Origin of the sequence: Succinimonas amylolytica DSM 2873 (genome assembly GCF_000378405.1) — a bacterium.
Taxonomy (GTDB): Bacteria; Pseudomonadota; Gammaproteobacteria; order Enterobacterales; family Succinivibrionaceae; genus Succinimonas; species Succinimonas amylolytica.
Map to the genome: position 1 here is coordinate 2,016,253 of NZ_KB899636.1, position 17,080 is coordinate 2,033,332.

Annotated in this window: 14 protein-coding genes; 8 read left to right on the plus strand and 6 right to left on the minus strand. The window is 49.5% G+C overall.

What is annotated here, in order from left to right:
- The first annotated feature begins 90 nt into the window (after positions 1-90).
- The 5 genes from cas10 to csm5 are packed head-to-tail and all read left to right on the plus strand — an operon-like array spanning position 91 to position 4,880.
- On the plus strand, positions 91-1,692 hold the full coding sequence (cas10, locus tag F557_RS19440; RefSeq protein ID WP_019001910.1) for a type III-A CRISPR-associated protein Cas10/Csm1: 1,602 nt from the start codon (positions 91-93) through the stop codon (positions 1,690-1,692).
- Position 1,693: 1 nt separating this feature from the next.
- Entirely contained in the window at positions 1,694-2,218 is a 525-nt protein-coding gene (gene csm2 / locus F557_RS0109060; RefSeq protein WP_019001911.1) for a type III-A CRISPR-associated protein Csm2, read from the plus strand.
- A 15-nt stretch (positions 2,219-2,233) separates the two neighbouring features.
- Positions 2,234-2,896, plus strand: coding sequence for a type III-A CRISPR-associated RAMP protein Csm3 (gene csm3 / locus F557_RS0109065; RefSeq protein ID WP_019001912.1), 663 nt, complete (start codon positions 2,234-2,236; stop codon positions 2,894-2,896).
- Between the two features lie 12 nt (positions 2,897-2,908).
- The gene (csm4, locus tag F557_RS0109070) at positions 2,909-3,820 is read left to right on the plus strand and encodes a type III-A CRISPR-associated RAMP protein Csm4 (RefSeq protein WP_019001913.1); all 912 of its coding nucleotides are present in this window, start codon (positions 2,909-2,911) and stop codon (positions 3,818-3,820) included.
- Between the two features lies 1 nt (position 3,821).
- Positions 3,822-4,880 (plus strand): type III-A CRISPR-associated RAMP protein Csm5, encoded by a 1,059-nt coding sequence (gene csm5, locus F557_RS0109075; RefSeq protein ID WP_019001914.1) that lies wholly within the window; start codon positions 3,822-3,824, stop codon positions 4,878-4,880.
- Positions 4,881-5,982: 1,102 nt separating this feature from the next.
- Here the strand turns inward: csm5 and F557_RS0109080 are convergent.
- The 3 genes from F557_RS0109080 to F557_RS0109090 all read right to left on the minus strand — a co-directional run bounded on the left by F557_RS0109080 (position 5,983) and on the right by F557_RS0109090 (position 9,957).
- On the minus strand, positions 5,983-7,143 hold the full coding sequence (locus F557_RS0109080) for a type III PLP-dependent enzyme (RefSeq protein ID WP_019001915.1): 1,161 nt from the start codon (positions 7,141-7,143) through the stop codon (positions 5,983-5,985).
- 335 nt (positions 7,144-7,478) lie between these two features.
- A complete protein-coding gene (locus F557_RS0109085) occupies positions 7,479-8,567 on the minus strand; it encodes a hypothetical protein (protein WP_157617802.1) in 1,089 nt (362 codons plus the stop codon).
- A 46-nt stretch (positions 8,568-8,613) separates the two neighbouring features.
- Positions 8,614-9,957 carry a hypothetical protein gene (locus F557_RS0109090; protein WP_019001917.1) on the minus strand — a complete coding sequence of 448 codons (1,344 nt, stop codon included), beginning with the start codon at positions 9,955-9,957 and terminating at the stop codon, positions 8,614-8,616.
- Between the two features lie 489 nt (positions 9,958-10,446).
- Here F557_RS0109090 and F557_RS0109100 point away from each other — a divergent pair, with 489 nt between their 5' ends.
- Positions 10,447-11,304 (plus strand): hypothetical protein, encoded by an 858-nt coding sequence (locus F557_RS0109100; RefSeq protein ID WP_019001919.1) that lies wholly within the window; start codon positions 10,447-10,449, stop codon positions 11,302-11,304.
- 222 nt (positions 11,305-11,526) lie between these two features.
- Here F557_RS0109100 and F557_RS0109110 read toward each other — a convergent pair whose 3' ends face one another.
- Positions 11,527-12,888: a hypothetical protein gene (locus F557_RS0109110; RefSeq protein ID WP_019001921.1), complete on the minus strand. Its 1,362-nt coding sequence runs from the start codon at positions 12,886-12,888 to the stop codon at positions 11,527-11,529.
- A gap of 283 nt (positions 12,889-13,171) precedes the next feature.
- Positions 13,172-13,807, minus strand: coding sequence for a rubrerythrin (rbr, locus tag F557_RS0109120; RefSeq protein WP_019001923.1), 636 nt, complete (start codon positions 13,805-13,807; stop codon positions 13,172-13,174).
- 384 nt (positions 13,808-14,191) lie between these two features.
- Between rbr and F557_RS0109130 the strand changes: the two genes are divergently transcribed.
- Both F557_RS0109130 and F557_RS0109140 read left to right on the plus strand, forming a co-directional pair.
- On the plus strand, positions 14,192-15,595 hold the full coding sequence (locus F557_RS0109130; protein WP_026297841.1) for a sodium-dependent transporter: 1,404 nt from the start codon (positions 14,192-14,194) through the stop codon (positions 15,593-15,595).
- 724 nt (positions 15,596-16,319) lie between these two features.
- Positions 16,320-16,733: an AAA family ATPase gene (locus F557_RS0109140; protein WP_019001927.1), complete on the plus strand. Its 414-nt coding sequence runs from the start codon at positions 16,320-16,322 to the stop codon at positions 16,731-16,733.
- Here the strand turns inward: F557_RS0109140 and F557_RS19445 are convergent.
- On the minus strand, positions 16,730-17,080 hold a 351-nt coding region (locus F557_RS19445), incomplete at its 5' end, for an IS66 family transposase (protein ID WP_019001207.1). The two genes, F557_RS0109140 and F557_RS19445, sit on opposite strands and share 4 nt — an antisense overlap.

The window sequence follows — 17,080 nt, forward strand, 5'->3', positions numbered from 1 at the left end:
TTATGTACCGGACCATGAACTTACAACGGTCTAGTACTTTCTTTCATGTGGTATGTCAGGGATAAAACGGCCATACCCTGGGTGATTTCTATGGATATTTCCGGCATTCAGAGCTTCATCTATACCATTGCCGTGGACAAGGCACTGAAGCAGCTGAGATCCCGCAGCATCTATCTGGAAATTCTGATGGAGCATCTTATCGACGAGCTTTTGGAAATGCTGCATCTTACCAGGGCGAATCTTATCTATTCCGGCGGCGGACACTGCTACATGATTCTTCCGAATACCGCCCAGGCGAAAAGCGCGTTGGCGGAATTCGAGAAGGAGAGCAATACCTGGTTCCGCAGACTTTTTGATGTCTCGCTGTATATCGGTATCGGCTATGCGGAATGTAGCTACGCTTCTCTGAAAAATGCTGTTCCGGGCTCCTATGCCGAAATTTTCAGTAATGTTTCCAGAATGATATCCGGTAAAAAGCTGCACCGGTATTCTGCCGAGGAAATTCTGCAGCTTAACAGCAGGAAGCATCATGGCGAGCGTGAATGCCGGGTCTGCAGGAGTACCGGTATTCTGAACGATGACGGACGCTGTCCTGTCTGTGCGGCACTGGAGCGTTTTGCCGCAGATGTAATGAACTATAACGTTTTTATAGTTACTTCGAAAAAGATTAGTGACAATGCTTTGGCGCTTCCTTTCGGGCGCTACCTGACAGCACGGAGCGATAATGCTGCCCGGGCTATGATGGACAGCAGTCCTGACTATGTCAGAACCTATGTCAAAAACAATCTTCATATGGGAAAAAGTGTGGCCCAGAATCTCTGGATCGGGGATTACAGCTACGCAAAGGAGTTTGAGGAACTGGGAAATGCCTCCCAGGGCGTCAGGAAAATCGCAGTGCTGAGAGCGGATGTCGACAATCTGGGCAATACCTTTGTAAACGGCTTTAAGAGAGGGCAGGATTCCCGCTATGAGACTCTGACCAGGAGTGCCGTACTGTCCCGGCAGCTGTCACTGTTTTTCAAGGGATACATCAATACTATTCTCAGGGAAGCCTCTTTGAAGGAGATGAGTATTTCCGGAAAGTCCGCTCCGATGGCGGTTACCATCGTGTACTCCGGCGGGGACGACGTCTTCCTGGTTGGTGCGTGGAACAGCGTTCTTGATGCCTTTATTGTTCTGAAGGATGCTTTGAAGAAATTTTCCCAGGGGACTCTGACACTGTCCGGAGGTATTGGTATTTATGATCATTCCTTCCCGATAAATGTCATGGCCGAAGAGGTTGCCGAACTGGAGGACTGTTCCAAGAGTGTTGACGGCAAAAATGCCATTACCTGTTTCAGTGCAGAAAACTGCTATAGCTGGGATATCTTTACCGGAAAGGTTCTTTCTGAAAAGCTGGCTCTGCTTCGCGGCTTTGCTGATTGTACCAGCGGCTACGGAAATTCATTTCTCTATAACATTCTGGAGCTTCTCCGCAACTCGTCTGAAAAGATTAACCTGGCCAGACTGGCCTATCTCCTGTCCCGGCTTGAACCGAATGAAAGAACTGCCGGGGCGGAGGCCGTGAAAAGGTACAGTGAATTCGCGAAGAACGTTTATACCTGGGCGCAGTCAGAATCAGACAGCGACCGGCGTCAGTTTATAAGCGCGCTCCTGATTTTTGTATACCTTAACAGATGTGAGGTCGATTGATATGGTGTATCAGCAAAACAGAGGTTCCGGAAACGGCTATAACAATAACCGCAGTTCCGGAGGCGGCTATAGCAGTAACCGTAATGGCGGCGGAAATTCTGCCGGAGTTTCCGATGCCGGGCCTGCCGCTCCTTACAGGGATCTTTCAGAAGACAACTACGTGGAGATTGCCGAGGCGGCAATTGATGCCCTTGGAAAACACACAGACAGACGGGGCAATCCAAATGTTCTTACTACCTCAAAGATCCGGAACATTCTGGCTCTGAATACTGAGATCTACAACGATATCCTTAACGAACCCGGCGAAGATCTGTCAGATGAGTTCAAGGGGCGCATTAATTATCTGAGAGTCAGGATAATCTATGAGGCGGGAAGAGAGGAAACTGTTAAGTTCTTTGTAACGGAATCGCATCTTCTGGAGCATATTAAGCATATTCAGGGAAAACGAAGCAGTTATTTATTGTTCAGCCGTTATCTGGAGGCTCTGGTAGCATTCCGGAAGTTCAAATACAAGAAGGATGAATAGGAGAGATCGCGAATTATGTTTGCTAAAATTGAAATTTTCGGAAATATTGAAGTTGTTACGGGAATGCATATTGGCGGTTCTGCCTCCTATTCTGCTATCGGTGCTGTGGATTCTCCGGTCATTAAGGATTCTCAGAGCGGGAATCCCATTATTCCGGGGAGTTCTCTCAAGGGTAAAATGCGTTCGCTCCTGGCCCGGGTCTACAATACCGAGGTGGCCAAAAACCCTGACGGCGACTGCGAGGTTCTTACCCGTCTTTTTGGTTCTGCCGCCGGTTCTGACAGAAGGTGCATGAGTCGGGTGCTTTTTTCCGACATGATTATGAGCAACTGGGAGGAATTAAAGAAGAGAGGCCTCAGAAACAGAACGGAAATCAAGTTTGAAAACTCCATTGACCGTCTCACCTCAAAGGCCAGCAATCCGAGACAGATTGAAAGAGTTATCAGAGGAGCAGTTTTTCCGCTGAGTATTATTTACGAGGTTTCCAGTCTTGATGAACTTGCGGAGGACTGCAAAATTCTCCGGGACGGCTTTAAGCTTCTTGAAACGGACTATCTCGGAGGCAGCGGCTCCCGTGGTTATGGCAAGGTTAAGTTTAGCAATCTTGATGTAAAGGTTGTTTTTGGAGAATTGCCTGACGCCACTCTCAGTAGCTGCAAGAAGATTTTTACCGAGTAAGGGGTATCATCCATGAACTATGCATTTTTTAAATTTAAATTTAGAACTGCAGTTCATTTCGGAGGAGGAACACTCAATTCGACGAATTCCTGTTTTCTGGCGGATACTCTCTTTTCGGCGCTGTACCTTGAGGCTATGAAGCTTAATCTTCACGAAAAGCTGTATAGCCTTGTTTCAGGGAGTCAGCTTTGCTTTTCGGATTCGTTTCCGTACATGGGCGGAGTTTATTATCTTCCCAAGCCGATGAAGAATATTGAAAACAGTAAACAGGGTGATTCGAAAGAAAAGAAGCTTCTGAAAAAGATCAAATATCTTCCCTGTGACAAGATTGACGATTTTCTGAAATCCCGGCTGGATTTAATGGCACTGGCTCATAAGTTCTGTGATTTCAGCGAGGACACCAAGGTTACCATCCGTCAGGAAGATGCTATCCAGGGACCTTACCGGGTAGGAGTTTGCACCTTCCTCGACAATTGCGGTCTTTATGTGATTGTCGGCTATGAGAATCAGGAAGCATTTGAGTTGGCAAAAGTGCTGTTTGAAGCGCTGCAGTATTCCGGAATTGGCGGAAAGCGTACTAGCGGTTATGGCAAATTTGCCGTGGAAATCGATACGAAGTCTGAGGCTGTGAAGAAGCTCATAGAAAGAAATTCCGATATGTACATGACACTGGCGGTGTCGTTGCCTGAGGCTGAAGAGCTCTCTTCTGCGATAGCCGGTTCCTCGTATCTGCTGATAAAACGCTCCGGTTTTGTGATGTCAGATAATTACGCCAGAGAGCAGCGGCGCAAGCAGGACATGTTTGTGTTTGCCGCCGGTTCCTGCTTTACCTCCCGTTTTAAAGGAGGAATTCTGAATGTCGCCGGTGATGACGGGCTTCATCCTGTATACCGTTATGCAGTGCCCATGTTTATAGGAGTTTAGCATGAGAAGTTTTCCAAAGGTTCATCATGTGCAGCTGGATGTGCGTTCTCCTCTTCATGTGGGAGACGGTACCACGATTACCAAAAAGGAGTACTTTGTCAGTAACGGCAAAATTCAGATTCTGGACATTCCTAAACTGTTTAATGCTTTTTCGGGGAAGGGCCCCGCCGCCGAGAAGGAATTTGAAGACTATCTCCTGAAAAAAATGACTTACACGACAGTTCAGGATTTAGCCAGAAGATATTCCATCCGGCTTCAGGATGCGATTCGGTATGAACTTGATAATTCATTGAACAGCGATGATTTTAAAAGACTGGAAATCAAAGCCTTTATCAAGGATCCGTACGGCTTTCCCTACATCCCCGGAAGCAGCTTGAAGGGGGCTATCAGATCGGCACTGATTGCTTACAGAATATACCATTCCAATACTTTAAAATCATTTATGGAATCTTTTGATCCCCGTCAGCGGGATATCAGCCGGTTTACAAAAGACCTGGAGAAGAAGTTTGACGGTCCGGGAGACAGGAAATTTTTATCAGGTTTGACTGTTAGCGACAGTAAGCCGGTAATGGAAAAGGATGCTTTGATTCTGGCGCAAAAGGTTGATTATTCGCTGGAGGATAAAAAATCCTATCTTCCTATATTCAGAGAGGCTTTGCGGCCTAAGCTCAGGCTTGATTTTACCATTTCTCTGGATGCTGATACTCTTGGCGAGATTAATATTGAATATATCAGAAAAGCCCTGGATTTCTACCAGAAGCAGGCTTTCAGGTATTTTCATCAGAAAGTTGGCGAGGATATTGGTGACGATCACGACGGGACTATCTGGCTTGGCGGAGGGGCTGGTTTTACGTCAAAGTCCATTGTTTATCAGATTTTTGAGGACCGGGCTTTTCAGGTGGCTAATGATATTTTCAGATCCCAGCTGAGCCCTAAAATATTTCAAAAACACAATCACGAAAAGTACAGTAATATCTTGACGCCGCACATGGGTAAATGTACTATATACAATAATCTTTTATATGATATGGGAAGAGCACGGATCACATTTGTTGACTAGTTTTGCCCCGATCATTGATTTATAAGGCTTGCTTTATGGTCACAAGTCTTGGTTCTTTAAAAACTTCTCTTAAAAAATTTTTGCGCCGATCTTGCCCAAATCGGCCCTTATGATGTAAGGGTTTGCGGAGGTGCCCTTTTTTTATGATTCCCCGACTTGGGGACGGAAACTAGATACTCGTTATCATTCATGTCTATGCCCTCCTCTTTTTTTATGATTCCCCGACTTGGGGACGGAAACGATATACACATGATTCTCTGATATATCAAACTTCAACTTTTTTTATAATTCCCCGACTTGGGGACGGAAACCAGGGAGCTCAACTTTACTGGAAGCTTATTTCGTCTTTTTTTATAATTCCCCGACTTGGGGACGGAAACTCGACAGTGGTCTCAGCGGTCTGCTGTTCAGCACTTTTTTTATAATTCCCCGACTTGGGGACGGAAACTAGAAGTATTTGGCCCCATACATTTGGGCACCAGTCTTTTTTTATGATTCCCCGACTTGGGGACGGAAACAGTAATACTTAGCCAGATATCCTTGGTACTTGGCAGCTTTTTTTATGATTCCCCGACTTGGGGACGGAAACATGAGCCAGACCATCGATTCCATCGGCAATCTCGACTTTTTTTATGATTCCCCGACTTGGGGACGGAAACCCCCGGTAATTTCACGCAAACGCTGGAGCACCTCAACTTTTTTTATGATTCCCCGACTTGGGGACGGAAACTTTTAGCACATTGATTTCTTAATCTTGCCATAACTACTTTTTTTATGATTTCCAGACTTGGGGACGAAATTATAGATGGAATTTTTATGATGCTATAGACCACTTTCTTTTTGGTGATTTCTGTATTGATGGGGCAAAAAGCTGTAGCAGGAAAGAATTATTTAGTGGGGGAGCGCTGTTTCTAGCTGACAATTTAACGGACGGATTCTGTTTTAATTCCTGGAATGATGAGGATGGAGAGAGTTCATTTTTCTGCTCCTTTTTGCGTGCTATCTTCCCCGGTCTTGCTTATACTTCAATTTTGCACGAAAAAACCGGGAATCCTGCGATCCCCGGTTTTGAGCCCTTTTCGGAACAGAAATTTCTGTCAGATCAGGCTACCATTCGAAAATTTACGCTGAGAGCCTCCCTTTCGAGGTCAATCTCAACAATCCTGGCTCTGGGAATAAAGTTAAAGTCAGTAGCGGTAGCAATGGTGTAGGCTCCCATCATCTTGCCGATAACCAGATCACCTACTTCCAGTTCCGGAAGCGGGATGTCCTCGGCAATGATGTCAATACTGTCGCAGGTCGGACCGGCCAGTACTGAAGAGGCAATGGCACCAGCCTTGAGGGTGTACTTCGGATATACCACGTGATCGAAGATCTGGCCGGAGTAGCTGCAGTACACGCCGTCATCCAGATAGTACCAGGGCTTCCCGAAACGCATGCTTTTTCCGGTTACTGAGCAGATGCCAACCATGCACGGAGCGGAAATGAATCTTCCCGGCTCGGCGATGACACGGATATTTTCCGGAACATTGGCCAGAGCGGCTACAATCGGCTTGCAGAACTCTCTGATGTCGGTTTCACCGGCGTTGTCGTAATCAACAGGAAAACCGCCACCGATATCAAGAACGCGGATTTCAATCCCGCGGGAAGAAGCCTCGCGGATAATATCAGTGCAGGCAGTTACAGCCTCAACGTGTCTCTTTGCAGTCTTCACCTGAGAGCCGACGTGGAAGGAAAGACCGTAGATTTCGATTCCGATATCACGGGCTTTCTCCAGAAGGGGAAGAACCTCCTCAGGGAGTGCACCGAATTTTTTGGACAGATCCACTTTGGTTTCAGGGTTGGGGAAGCTTACTCTGATAAGCACCTTAACCTGATCCCTGAACTGGGCCAGCTTTTCAAGCTCGCAGACATTGTCGGCAACAAACACCCGGCAGCCGTAGTCAAGAGCGTAGGCAATGTCTGACGGCTTCTTGATGGGATGGGTGTGGATGCACTTGGCAGGATCGATTCTGTGCTGTCTCATGATATCAACCTCGCCGTTGGAGGCAAGATCGAAAGAAGCGCCTTCCTCTTCAAGGACATCAATTACGGCATCCTGCGGGAGCGGCTTGAGGGCATAATGCAGAGTAACTCCCGGAAGAGCGTCTCTGAGAGACCGATACTGGTGTCTGACAGTAGCCTTGTCAAGTACAAGGAGAGGTGAGCCGTACTTGGAAACAAGGTCCTGATAGTCGAGTTCTGTATTAAGCAGATTGTTCATTACTTTCTAATTGCACCTCGCAAATGTGGCTTCGCCACAGGCCGAAGAAATGTCCGATACCAGGTCGGACTGCTAAGTTTGATAAATTGAGGGAATTATAGGTTAAAAGATTCAGCATGCAAGATTTTTTTTATCAAAAAAGCCAAATATTTTTCGTAAAGTTTTAACTGAAGGGGAATTTGCTTGGCGGCTTTACGGCATAAGGGTTTGTATCGATCGCCTTTTAAGGGCGATGAAAACGTTCACCGGCTAGAATTTATACGAAAAAGAGAGCGTTTTATACGCTCTCTTTCGGCAGGGGGGTTATGAATACCCGTGAGGGATTATCTGCATTTTCAGAGCTTCACGCTCCGCTGTTTCTCGCTGAGGGGAATGAGACCTTCCTCCACCAGGGCGTTCCAGGAGTCCTTGCACTTTATCATCCCCTGTGAAAACGGGGCGACATAGGTGGCGGGAACTCCGGAGACATTGAGCTGCCTGAGGTTCAGCTGGCCGTTAATGATCTTGCCGGAGTTTTTGCCGTTATCATAAATGTCCTTCAGGGTGGCCAGAGTGTGTTTGGCATGCTCCTCCACCTTGGCGGCATAGATATCAAGGGCGTCAATGTAGACAATCAGCTCTGTGGAGACACCGCGGACATCCTTGACGGACATAATCCGGGGTCTTTCGGCCTTAAGATCGTTTTTCAGTTTTTCGGCCCTGGTGATCAGGTTCGGCAGGAAACTCTCCATGAAGCTCTTGTCCACCTGACGGTAGTAGCGCATCATGGCGTTTCCGGCGGAAATGGTGTTATAGGCCTTGCCGTTACTGCCGAAGGCGTACTGCTGAATTCCGGAATACTGCAGAAGCTTTTGCCAGGAAGCATTCTTAGGTGAGGAGCGGGCACTTTCCACGTAGCTCAGGCACTTGTCCACGGCCTCGTCGGCCCCCTGTACCGCCTGGATAAACTCGTCACCGTAGGACCCGTTGAGGAATCCGTAGGTTAATTCCGTGATCCGGCCGTAGTCCGGAAGCTTGCTGGACTGGACGGAAACGGCAATTCGTGAAGCCTGGCTGCGGAGGGAACGGATTTCAGAGGCCAGGGTGAGAATTACCTTTAGCTCCTCCTTTTCATGTGCGTTTAGGGCATGTACCTTGTCAGCACTTTCCGGCATGTTTTTCGGAAGCATGTCCTTGTCCCAGTCAGACATCACAATGGCGGCCTGACGGTACTGTTCGAAGGGAGCCGGTCCCAGTCTTACCATGGCCAGGGATTTGGTGTTGCTGAGAAAGGCCTGCCCCCCCTTGGCCAGGGAATCGATTACCTCGTTTACGGTAAAGGTGTCGGTGGGCTCCTTTTCTTCCTTTGCCGGAGCCGCATATGCCGCATTCATCAATAGCCCGAATACGGACAGCAGGGCAAGAGACAACTTGTTAAATTTCATTTGATATTTCCATCCGTTACTGTGTGCGTTAACAGCTGTTCCGGTATCAGAACCGGGCTGCATAGTCTTCCACATACCATCTGCCATTACCTTTCTTAACAAGCACGTGCGGATGCGGAGATCCGATCTGCTTGCCGTTTTCGTTAAAGGCCCGGCTGTTGACAATGGCCTGCTTCACCACCTCGCCCTGGGTTTTATTGAGAATGGCCCGCTGTTCGTCATCCAGGAAGAAGTTTTCGGTTTCGTCGGTGTTGTCGAAGCCCTTGATAACCTTGATCTCGGCCTTGTCAAAGGTGGCATGGACATATTCCTTCTGGAAACGCTCCTGATGCAGATCCCAGTGGTAGCGCACCTGATCCGGAGCGCGGGGACCGGACTTGCGGTCAGGATTGATGCAGTCCAGATAGAGATCGAAGTTCTTTTCCTTGATGGCGGTCATAAAGATTTCCATCAGCTTTTCCGGAGTTACATTTTCCGGGACGCTCTTTATGGTATACCAGCCATCCTTAAGCTGCTTTATCTGATCCTCGCCGGCAAAGTAGCCTGAGGCATCGGCGGATTCCTTATAGAAGGCAGAAACGTGTCCGGGAATCTTGAGCGCCACCGGCATTACCACCCAGCCGAGATGCGGAACCCCGACTTTCTTCTTTGCGGGATCAGGGTTTTCGACCACGACCTCGGTGATTTTGCCCAGAATGGTAAACTTAACGGTTTCCCCGATGGAGGAGTCCACGGTGCGGCGGAAGCGCTTCACGGCCTCATACGGGCCCAGCCAGTTCCTTTCCGAAATATTAATAAAGTAGTAGCCCGTGGAGGGTTTTCCCTGCCAGAGGTATTCGCCGGTCAGGCCGTAAAACTGGTTGGAGGGGTATTCCACATTTTCCAGAACCACGTATTTGTCGCGCACGTCGGCAATGGACACGCTGTCCGGGTTCGGAATCGGGGCGGCCGGGATGATGTCGGCCTTATGGGAGCCTATGAAGCTGTCCCATTCCCGGTCTCCGATTTCGGAAACGGTCTTCCGGAGCTCTTCTTCCTTCTTCTTGTAGGCTACCCATTCCGGATGAACCTCGGTGTAGTCGCCCTTGCTCTTCATGAGGGCGGTTTTGGTTCTCTGAAACAGTGCCTCTACATCGGGATCGTCAGGATATTTTTCCTTAAGGGCCTGCACCTTGCGGAGCGCGTCATTCTTGGAACGCCAGACCATTTTTTCACCGCCGTGCTGCAGGGCTACTTCCTTTTCAAACTCCTTGACATAGTAGTCTGCCTGGCCGATTTCGCGTTTCATTTTTGCATAGTCAACGGTCTCTGCGGCGCAGGGAAGAGGAGCGAATGCAGTCAGTCCCAGAATCAGTGGGATGGCTGCCAGACCCGGTTTAAGAATTTTCATTCATAACCTCAGTGCTTTTAAGTTGTTGTTTTTCCGTGCGGAAACCTGGAGGCTTGCCGCTACGGGACCAGGCTGTCAGGGGGTGCGGCACATACCGTCTTTCCTGACATGATAAAAATTTTTTAAGTTTACTCTATGTCATCATGGATTTATGAGAGATTTTTAAAAATGATGACGGGAACTGTGACATTTCAAATCCCTGAAGGTTCCGAAGCTGCATATCGGATATCTGATGAGAATTTTCCGGAAAATGAGAAGAGTCCGTTCTGGAACAGGAAAGAGCTGTGTCAGAAATGAGAGCGGGCAGCCTTCCGGTCAGTACAACTCAGGAAATGCGAACATTGTGATAGAATTGCTCCATTACGCAACTTTGTCCGGAAATGCTGTGAAGCTCAGAGACGGATCTTCCGCACCTGTTTTATGAAAATATCCGCCTAACGAAAGCGCAGTCCGGACCACCACAAATGAAACGAGATTCTGAAAAGCACTATGAAGATACCCGAAACGCTTTATACCGGCCGTTTTGAGCTGGAATATAACACCCAAACCGGACGATCCGCCATTCCGGAACAGGAGGATTTTGCGGAATATTTTAAGAAGTGTACCGAGGAGGCTTCCCGCGGAGATGCGGTCAAGGCTCTTTTTGTGGCCACGGAATACGGGGTCAGAAGGGACAGCCCTGAAAGCCTCAGAATGTTCCGGGACTGGATTCTCAGGAGCATCTGTCTGGGCAATTCCTATGCCCGGGTTTTCTGTATCCGGGAATATCTCCGGGCGGCCGCAGAGGAGGGCAATAACGGTTCCGTTATAGCCTACGCCGAGGAGTCTCTCAGGATTTATCGCCAGTATGGCTATATCATGGCAGCGGAAACCGCCATCAGAGCATACCTGGCTCTGGGAGATGAGGACTCCCTGACAGCGGCCGAGGAGCTTCTGGAGGAGGCGCTGGAAAGGACCGGGGCTGCCGAGCTTCTTATGGTGTTTGCGGAAGGTGCACTGGACTTTGATGACGGCCCGGAAAAGATATCCGGAAGGATGGACTGTCTTATCAGGGCAGCTGACGCCGGGATTATTCAGGCTCTCCGGCTTCTGGCGGTGTACTACCGGGTGCACTTCAGGGATCTGGCCCCCCGCGTAAAGGAACTTGTTTCCTGTGTCAGAAGACATCTGCCTGACGATGAGACCTTTTGCCGGAAGACTCTGGCGCTTATTTACTCCGCCGGCACCTTCAGAACCAATCCGGTTCATGATCTCAGAAAGGCCAGAATCATTCTGGCGGAGATAAAGGAGCCAGATGAGGAAACAGAACGCATTATGGATATGTGCGGCGGCAGGGAGGCTCTCTGATCCGGGGGCCTCCGGAAAGAAGGCGTTTCTGTCTCTGTGAACGAGACGTCCTTCCGGGTACTTATCTCTGATTTACCGTGCAGAGAAGATCTGGTGGCGAACCCGGGTGGTGGTTAAATCACAGCCTCTACACAACAGTTCCATCGCCCATACAGGACCCTGAAGAAAGCCGGCCCAAAACCGGTTTTTCCGAAGGAGATGCTCTGCCGCTTTCTGCCGTTCCTACCACCAGGGCGGGTTCAGTCTCCGGAGTTCCTGACAGCCTTCCGGTTCACCCCTCAGGCAGGCCTCCTCATAAAGCTGGGCGGCCTTCCAGCTCCTGATTTCCGGAGCGAGGCTCTCGTTGTGTTCGTAGGCATTTGCCCGTTTAAGACAGTTTTTGATATCAGTGTAGCATTCTCCCTCAGTGGCACTCTTCCAGCTGTAGGCATTATTTCCATAGCCATGACGGGTACGGAAACTTTTGGCGGCATTGCAGGACGCCGTATCCCTGAGAAGATGGCAGGCCTTGTCAAGATAATACTGCTTCCGTCCCATGAGGCTCTTGTAGTTGATGTTCCCGGTGTCGTCTTCCCGGAATTTCTCCGCATATAGCTTGCAGCCCCGTCCGATGTTGAATTTCCGGCATGAATCCTCGAGAATGCGCCACTCGTGCATCCCGAACGGGAGGGGCTTTTTAGCTGCCTTGGCTTCGGCCAGAGTTTCAAAGCAGCTTTCAAAATCCAGATCCCCGCAGCCGTAGTAGTCTGTTGGCCTGTCGGAACTGTGGCGCACGATCCTGGTTTCCTTAATGCCATCCCGCCGGGTGTCAGCAGTGGTTCCGGAAGCGGGCCTGTCCCTGCCGCAGGCCTTTGCGGCTCCCCGGTTACAGGCTGCGTTACGGAGTTTCCGGGCATTATGCTTCATTTCGGCATTGTCCGGGAAACGCTTTGCTATCAGCTCCTCCAGAGAGAGGCAGGAGTCTCCGTGATTCATGGTGCAGCCTTTGGTCAGAAATGCAGCGGCTTCCTCGTAGGAGATATTTCCGTGATCGCTGCTGAGTCCGGCAAGGTAGCAGCTTTCGCGATGATTTAGATCGCATCCGGCTTTTAGAAAAGGAAGGGCGTTTCTGGTGTTGCCGGATATGTAAAGATCATGTCCTGATTTGTAGCAGCTGTCACGGGAATTGCAGACTTCGGTGACGGCGGTTTTTTCAGGCACTGCCGGAGGTTCGGGAGCCGCCGGGGAGTCATTTTCCGGGGGATTTCCGGATGCCGTGAGATTATCGGTAACAGCTGCGTCCTGAAGCATTTCGGCTTTCGGGGCGGGAGACTCCTCTTTTGCCGAAGGCTCCGGTGCTGTGGGCGCTATTTGCTTTTCCTTAGGCGGGGATTCTCTGGGCGGAAGCTCCGGCGATCCCGGAGTTTCTGACTCCGGAAGGGATGACGGAGCCTCGTTTTCCAGGGCGGTATAGGCAAAGGCTCCGGCTATAACCCCCGCTGCCAGAACCATCAGAGCTGCAATGATCCTGGTGGCATTCTGATCCTGAGCGCGGTTTCTGTTCCGGGAATTACGGCTGTTTCTGTTTCTGTCGCTATTGTTCATTTCTGTTTTGCCGTCCTTCTGAGAATACTTCCGAGTCGCAGACCGGGATTGCCAGCCTTACGGAGAGTTTCAGGTGTGTTCTGTAGCGATCCTCCGGGCGTTTTCTGCCGGGAATCTCCTGAAAGCTTTGTGATAGCTTCTTTTCAGGGTCGGGATCCGGGTACTTCAGGAACGCCGGTTTTTGCGGTATTTAAGCGGAGGAGGCTGCCGGGTTTTACAGGGAGGGGGAGCCGCAATGAGAAGGGCCCCCCGCAGGAAGCCCCGAGCGGTTCCGGAAACCGGATCAGTAGTTTTCTGCCGCCACCTCAAAGAAGCTTCTGGGATGGTTGCATACCGGACAAACCTCCGGAGCGGCAGTGCCTACCACGATATGACCGCAGTTCCGGCATTCCCAGATATGCACCCCGGCCTTTTCGAACACCTCTTTGTTTTCGATATTCTTAAGAAGCTTGCGGTAGCGTTCCTCGTGGTGCTTTTCAATGGCTGCCACGCCGCGGAACTGGGTGGCCAGCTCCGGAAAACCGTCCTCCTCGGCTTCTCGGGCCATGCGATCATACATGTCGGTCCATTCGTGGTTTTCCCCTGCTGCTGCGGCCAGAAGGTTCTCCTCCACGGTGCCCAGCTCTCCCAGAGCCTTGAACCACAGCTTGGCATGCTCCTTTTCGTTTTCGGCAGTCTTAAGGAACAGTGCGGCGATTTGCTCATAGCCGGACTTCTTGGCCACAGAGGCGAAGTAGGTGTATTTGTTCCGGGCCATGGATTCTCCGGCAAATGCCTCGAGAAGGTTCTTTTCGGTTCTGGTGCCGGCGTATTTGCTTCTGACAGGCTCAAAAACATCCGCCTTGCCGCACTTCGGGCAGGTATCAGGGGCGTTTTCACCCTCGTGAATGAAGTTGCATTCTTTGCATTTGAATTTCATGGCAGGATCTCCTGTTAAGTAGACTTAAAATGGACTGGCGCCCGTTCTGGCAAATTGCTGCTTTTCAGCGGAAAACCGGTTTTGGCAGCCACCGCAGCTCATATATTGTAGAGGGAAGCAGGGCGTTTTCAAATGTTTCGGGCGTTTTTTTGAATTTTCCTCCGCTTTTCCCGGGAACACTGCCGGAGATCTTCCGTTTTTTCTGAAAAGCGGAGATTTCCGGCACCTGTCACACGGCCCTGGGGGCTAGGTTTTCCTATGGCGACACCCGGACGGCTCTCAAAAATGAAAGCCATCGGGCAGTTTTATGGAGAAGTAGCCTCAAAGTCTGCTAAAATCTTCCCGCTTTCACTTCTTCCGGATTATCTTCGAGGTGTTTTCAAAATGAGCGAATCCCAAGGCGGCCTTAAATTTTCCACCCGGATCGGCGGCATTCTGGCGGCAGCCGGCTCTGCAGTCGGCATGGGCAATATCTGGCGGTTTCCGACCCAGACCGGAGAAAACGGCGGATCGGCGTTTCTTCTTGTTTATCTGGCGGTAATCTTTATTTTCGGAATCCCGCTGCTTCTAAGCGAATTTATTATTGGAAGGCGTTCCCGGGCCAATGTCGGCAATGCCTATTCCGTGCTGGCCCCGCATTCATCATGGGGTATTGTGGGGTGGGCTTCCGCTATCGTGGCCTTTGTGATCTTCTGTTACTACAATGTGGTGGTGGCCTGGGTGCTTTACTACCTCTGGGAGTCCCTGAACGGCTCCTTTCAGGATATCGGGCGCGAGGTGGCTTCCGGAGCGCTGTCCGGAGAGATCTACGCTCAGAAGTTTGGGGATTTCATAGGTCATCCCTGGAAGCCTCTGGTGGTTCTGGGGCTGACTATGCTGGTTATTCACGTTATTATTGTGGCCGGTGTCAAAAAGGGGATTGAGCTGGCCTCCCGGCTGCTCATGCCCACCCTGTTCTTCATGATGATCCTGATGGTGTTTTTCGCTTTCACCATGCCGGGTGCCGGCAAGGCCTGCGAATTTCTGTTCAGCTTTAATCCCGATTATCTTACCCCCGGGGTATTTCTGTCAGCCATTGGCCAGTGCTTCTATTCGTTCTCCATCGGCATGGGGCTGGTAACCTACGCTTCATATTTTCCGGAAAGCGTCAGGCTGAACCGCACAGCGTTTTCAGTCGGCTTCATGGATACTGCGGTGGCGGTGATGGCCGGACTTATCATTTTCCCGGCGGTGTTTTCCGTAGCAAATGCATCCCCCGCCTCGGGACCCGGGCTGGTATTCGTGTCTCTGCCTAACGTGTTTAATTCTTCCCTTCATGATCATGCCTTTCTGAACTGGCTGATTCCCGTGGCCTTCTATTTCATCCTCTTTGTGGCTGCGGTAACCTCCGCCATGTTCCTCCATGAGGTGGCCACGGCATTCCTGTCAGACAAGGGCGGCATGAGCCGTCGCAGAGCGGCTACCGTGATCACTCTTTTGGGTACTGCCCTGGGCGTGGTTTCCTCGCTTTCCATGGGAATCTGGTCAGATATTCATATTTTCGGCATGAACTTCTTTGAGTTTCTGGATTATTCCACCTCCAGAATCGTGCTGCCCTTGACCGGTCTCGGGGCCTCGCTTTTCGTAGGGTGGCGCATGTCCCGGAACGATGTGCTGGACGAGCTTACCTCCGGGGGAACCGTCCGGTTTATCTGGCTCCCGGTCTTTCTGTTCCTGCTTCGCTATGTGATTCCGATACTGATTATGACGGTGATGATCACCCAGCTTTTCGATATCAGTCTGTCATAGATCCGTCCGGTCAGAGGATTCTCCCGAAAAGAGAATCCTCTGCTGTCTGGCATGGTTTGGAATTAGCCAGAGTGATATGAAGGTTATAGTTTTTAGGTTGACGCCTGACGTGGTTTGGTTATGACATTCAGGGGCGTTTTGCGAGCCCGCTGCAGGAACCTGAAAACTGTAAGAATCATGCCGCTACTTAGAGAGCGTTAAGCGGTATAACTGCTTTCCAACATTCACAGCCGTCAAATAACACCTCATGTTGTATGCCACCTACCTGCTTAAACAATCAGTCCGGAGCAGGAAGGGATTCTAAAACTCTGCAGTACCTGACGGTACATTCTGAAATTGCAGTAACCATGGACGTCTGCACTCATCTGGAACTCGATGATGCCAGGTATGAAATTGTCAGACTTAAAGAGTTGGAGGACATCGGAAAGGAAATCAATAATATTGTTGGGCTCATACCCATTACGGCATGCGCTTTTTCTGTTCCTGGCTTCTTTTTATCCAAAACTAACGGCTTCACCCCCTATCCAGTGGCGGATTACATTCCAGAAAACGGTCATCGATGTTGCTATTTGTGACAAATGCCTTTAGTATCTGACAGTGAGGGATTAAGCATTTTTCCGATTCCTGGTGCAGATTGGTAATAAATTAGCACTGCATAGATTTTATTTGTTAGCAGACTGAACTTAAAAGGTGATTTCAGGGAAGATGGGATAAAGGATTCATTATGAGCGAACACCAGGATGAACTGCTAAACAATCCGTACGGACAGGTCAGTTATGAAACATTCAGAGATGCTGATCTGGCTATTGCAGATAAAACAGACGTTATAAAAGCTCTTGATGATAGCAGTATGTCGCCATACCCGGTTCTGCTGTGCCCGCGGCGCTTCGGCAAAAGCACCTTCGTTCAGATGCTGAAATGCTTTTATGACATATCATACAAGGACAGATATGAGGAGATATTTTCCGGAAAGGACATCTATAAGGAAAACATTTCTGGCCATAACACCTACCATGTTATTGATTTTGACTTTTCTGGAGTATCTGGAGAAGACAAGTCTACACTGGTAGACAGCTTTATCATTGCTATCAAACGGGGTATAACTAATTTTGTATTAGGTCTAAAGTCAGCACTTTAGGCCTTCTTAAATTTCCATGGCATTGCCTGCTCAAGAATAGCATTTCTTCTTTCATCAGACAGCGATTCATCTTTCAGTTCGTCTCTGTGAATACCCATATATCTGAACAGAAATTCAAGGTAATCTTCCAGGTCAACTCCATGGATTTTGCAGGTTTCGTGAAATGATGAAAACACAGCCGTAGACTTAGCTCCCTCAATAGAGCCAAATCCGCTGGGCATTGAATGTCTTAGCACTGCAAAGTCACGAATAGCTCTCTCGGCGGCCGAGTTATCCAGAGGAATAGAGCCGTCCTCCAGAATTCTGGTGAATTTTTCCCACTGATTGTGAGAGTACTTGACCGCTTT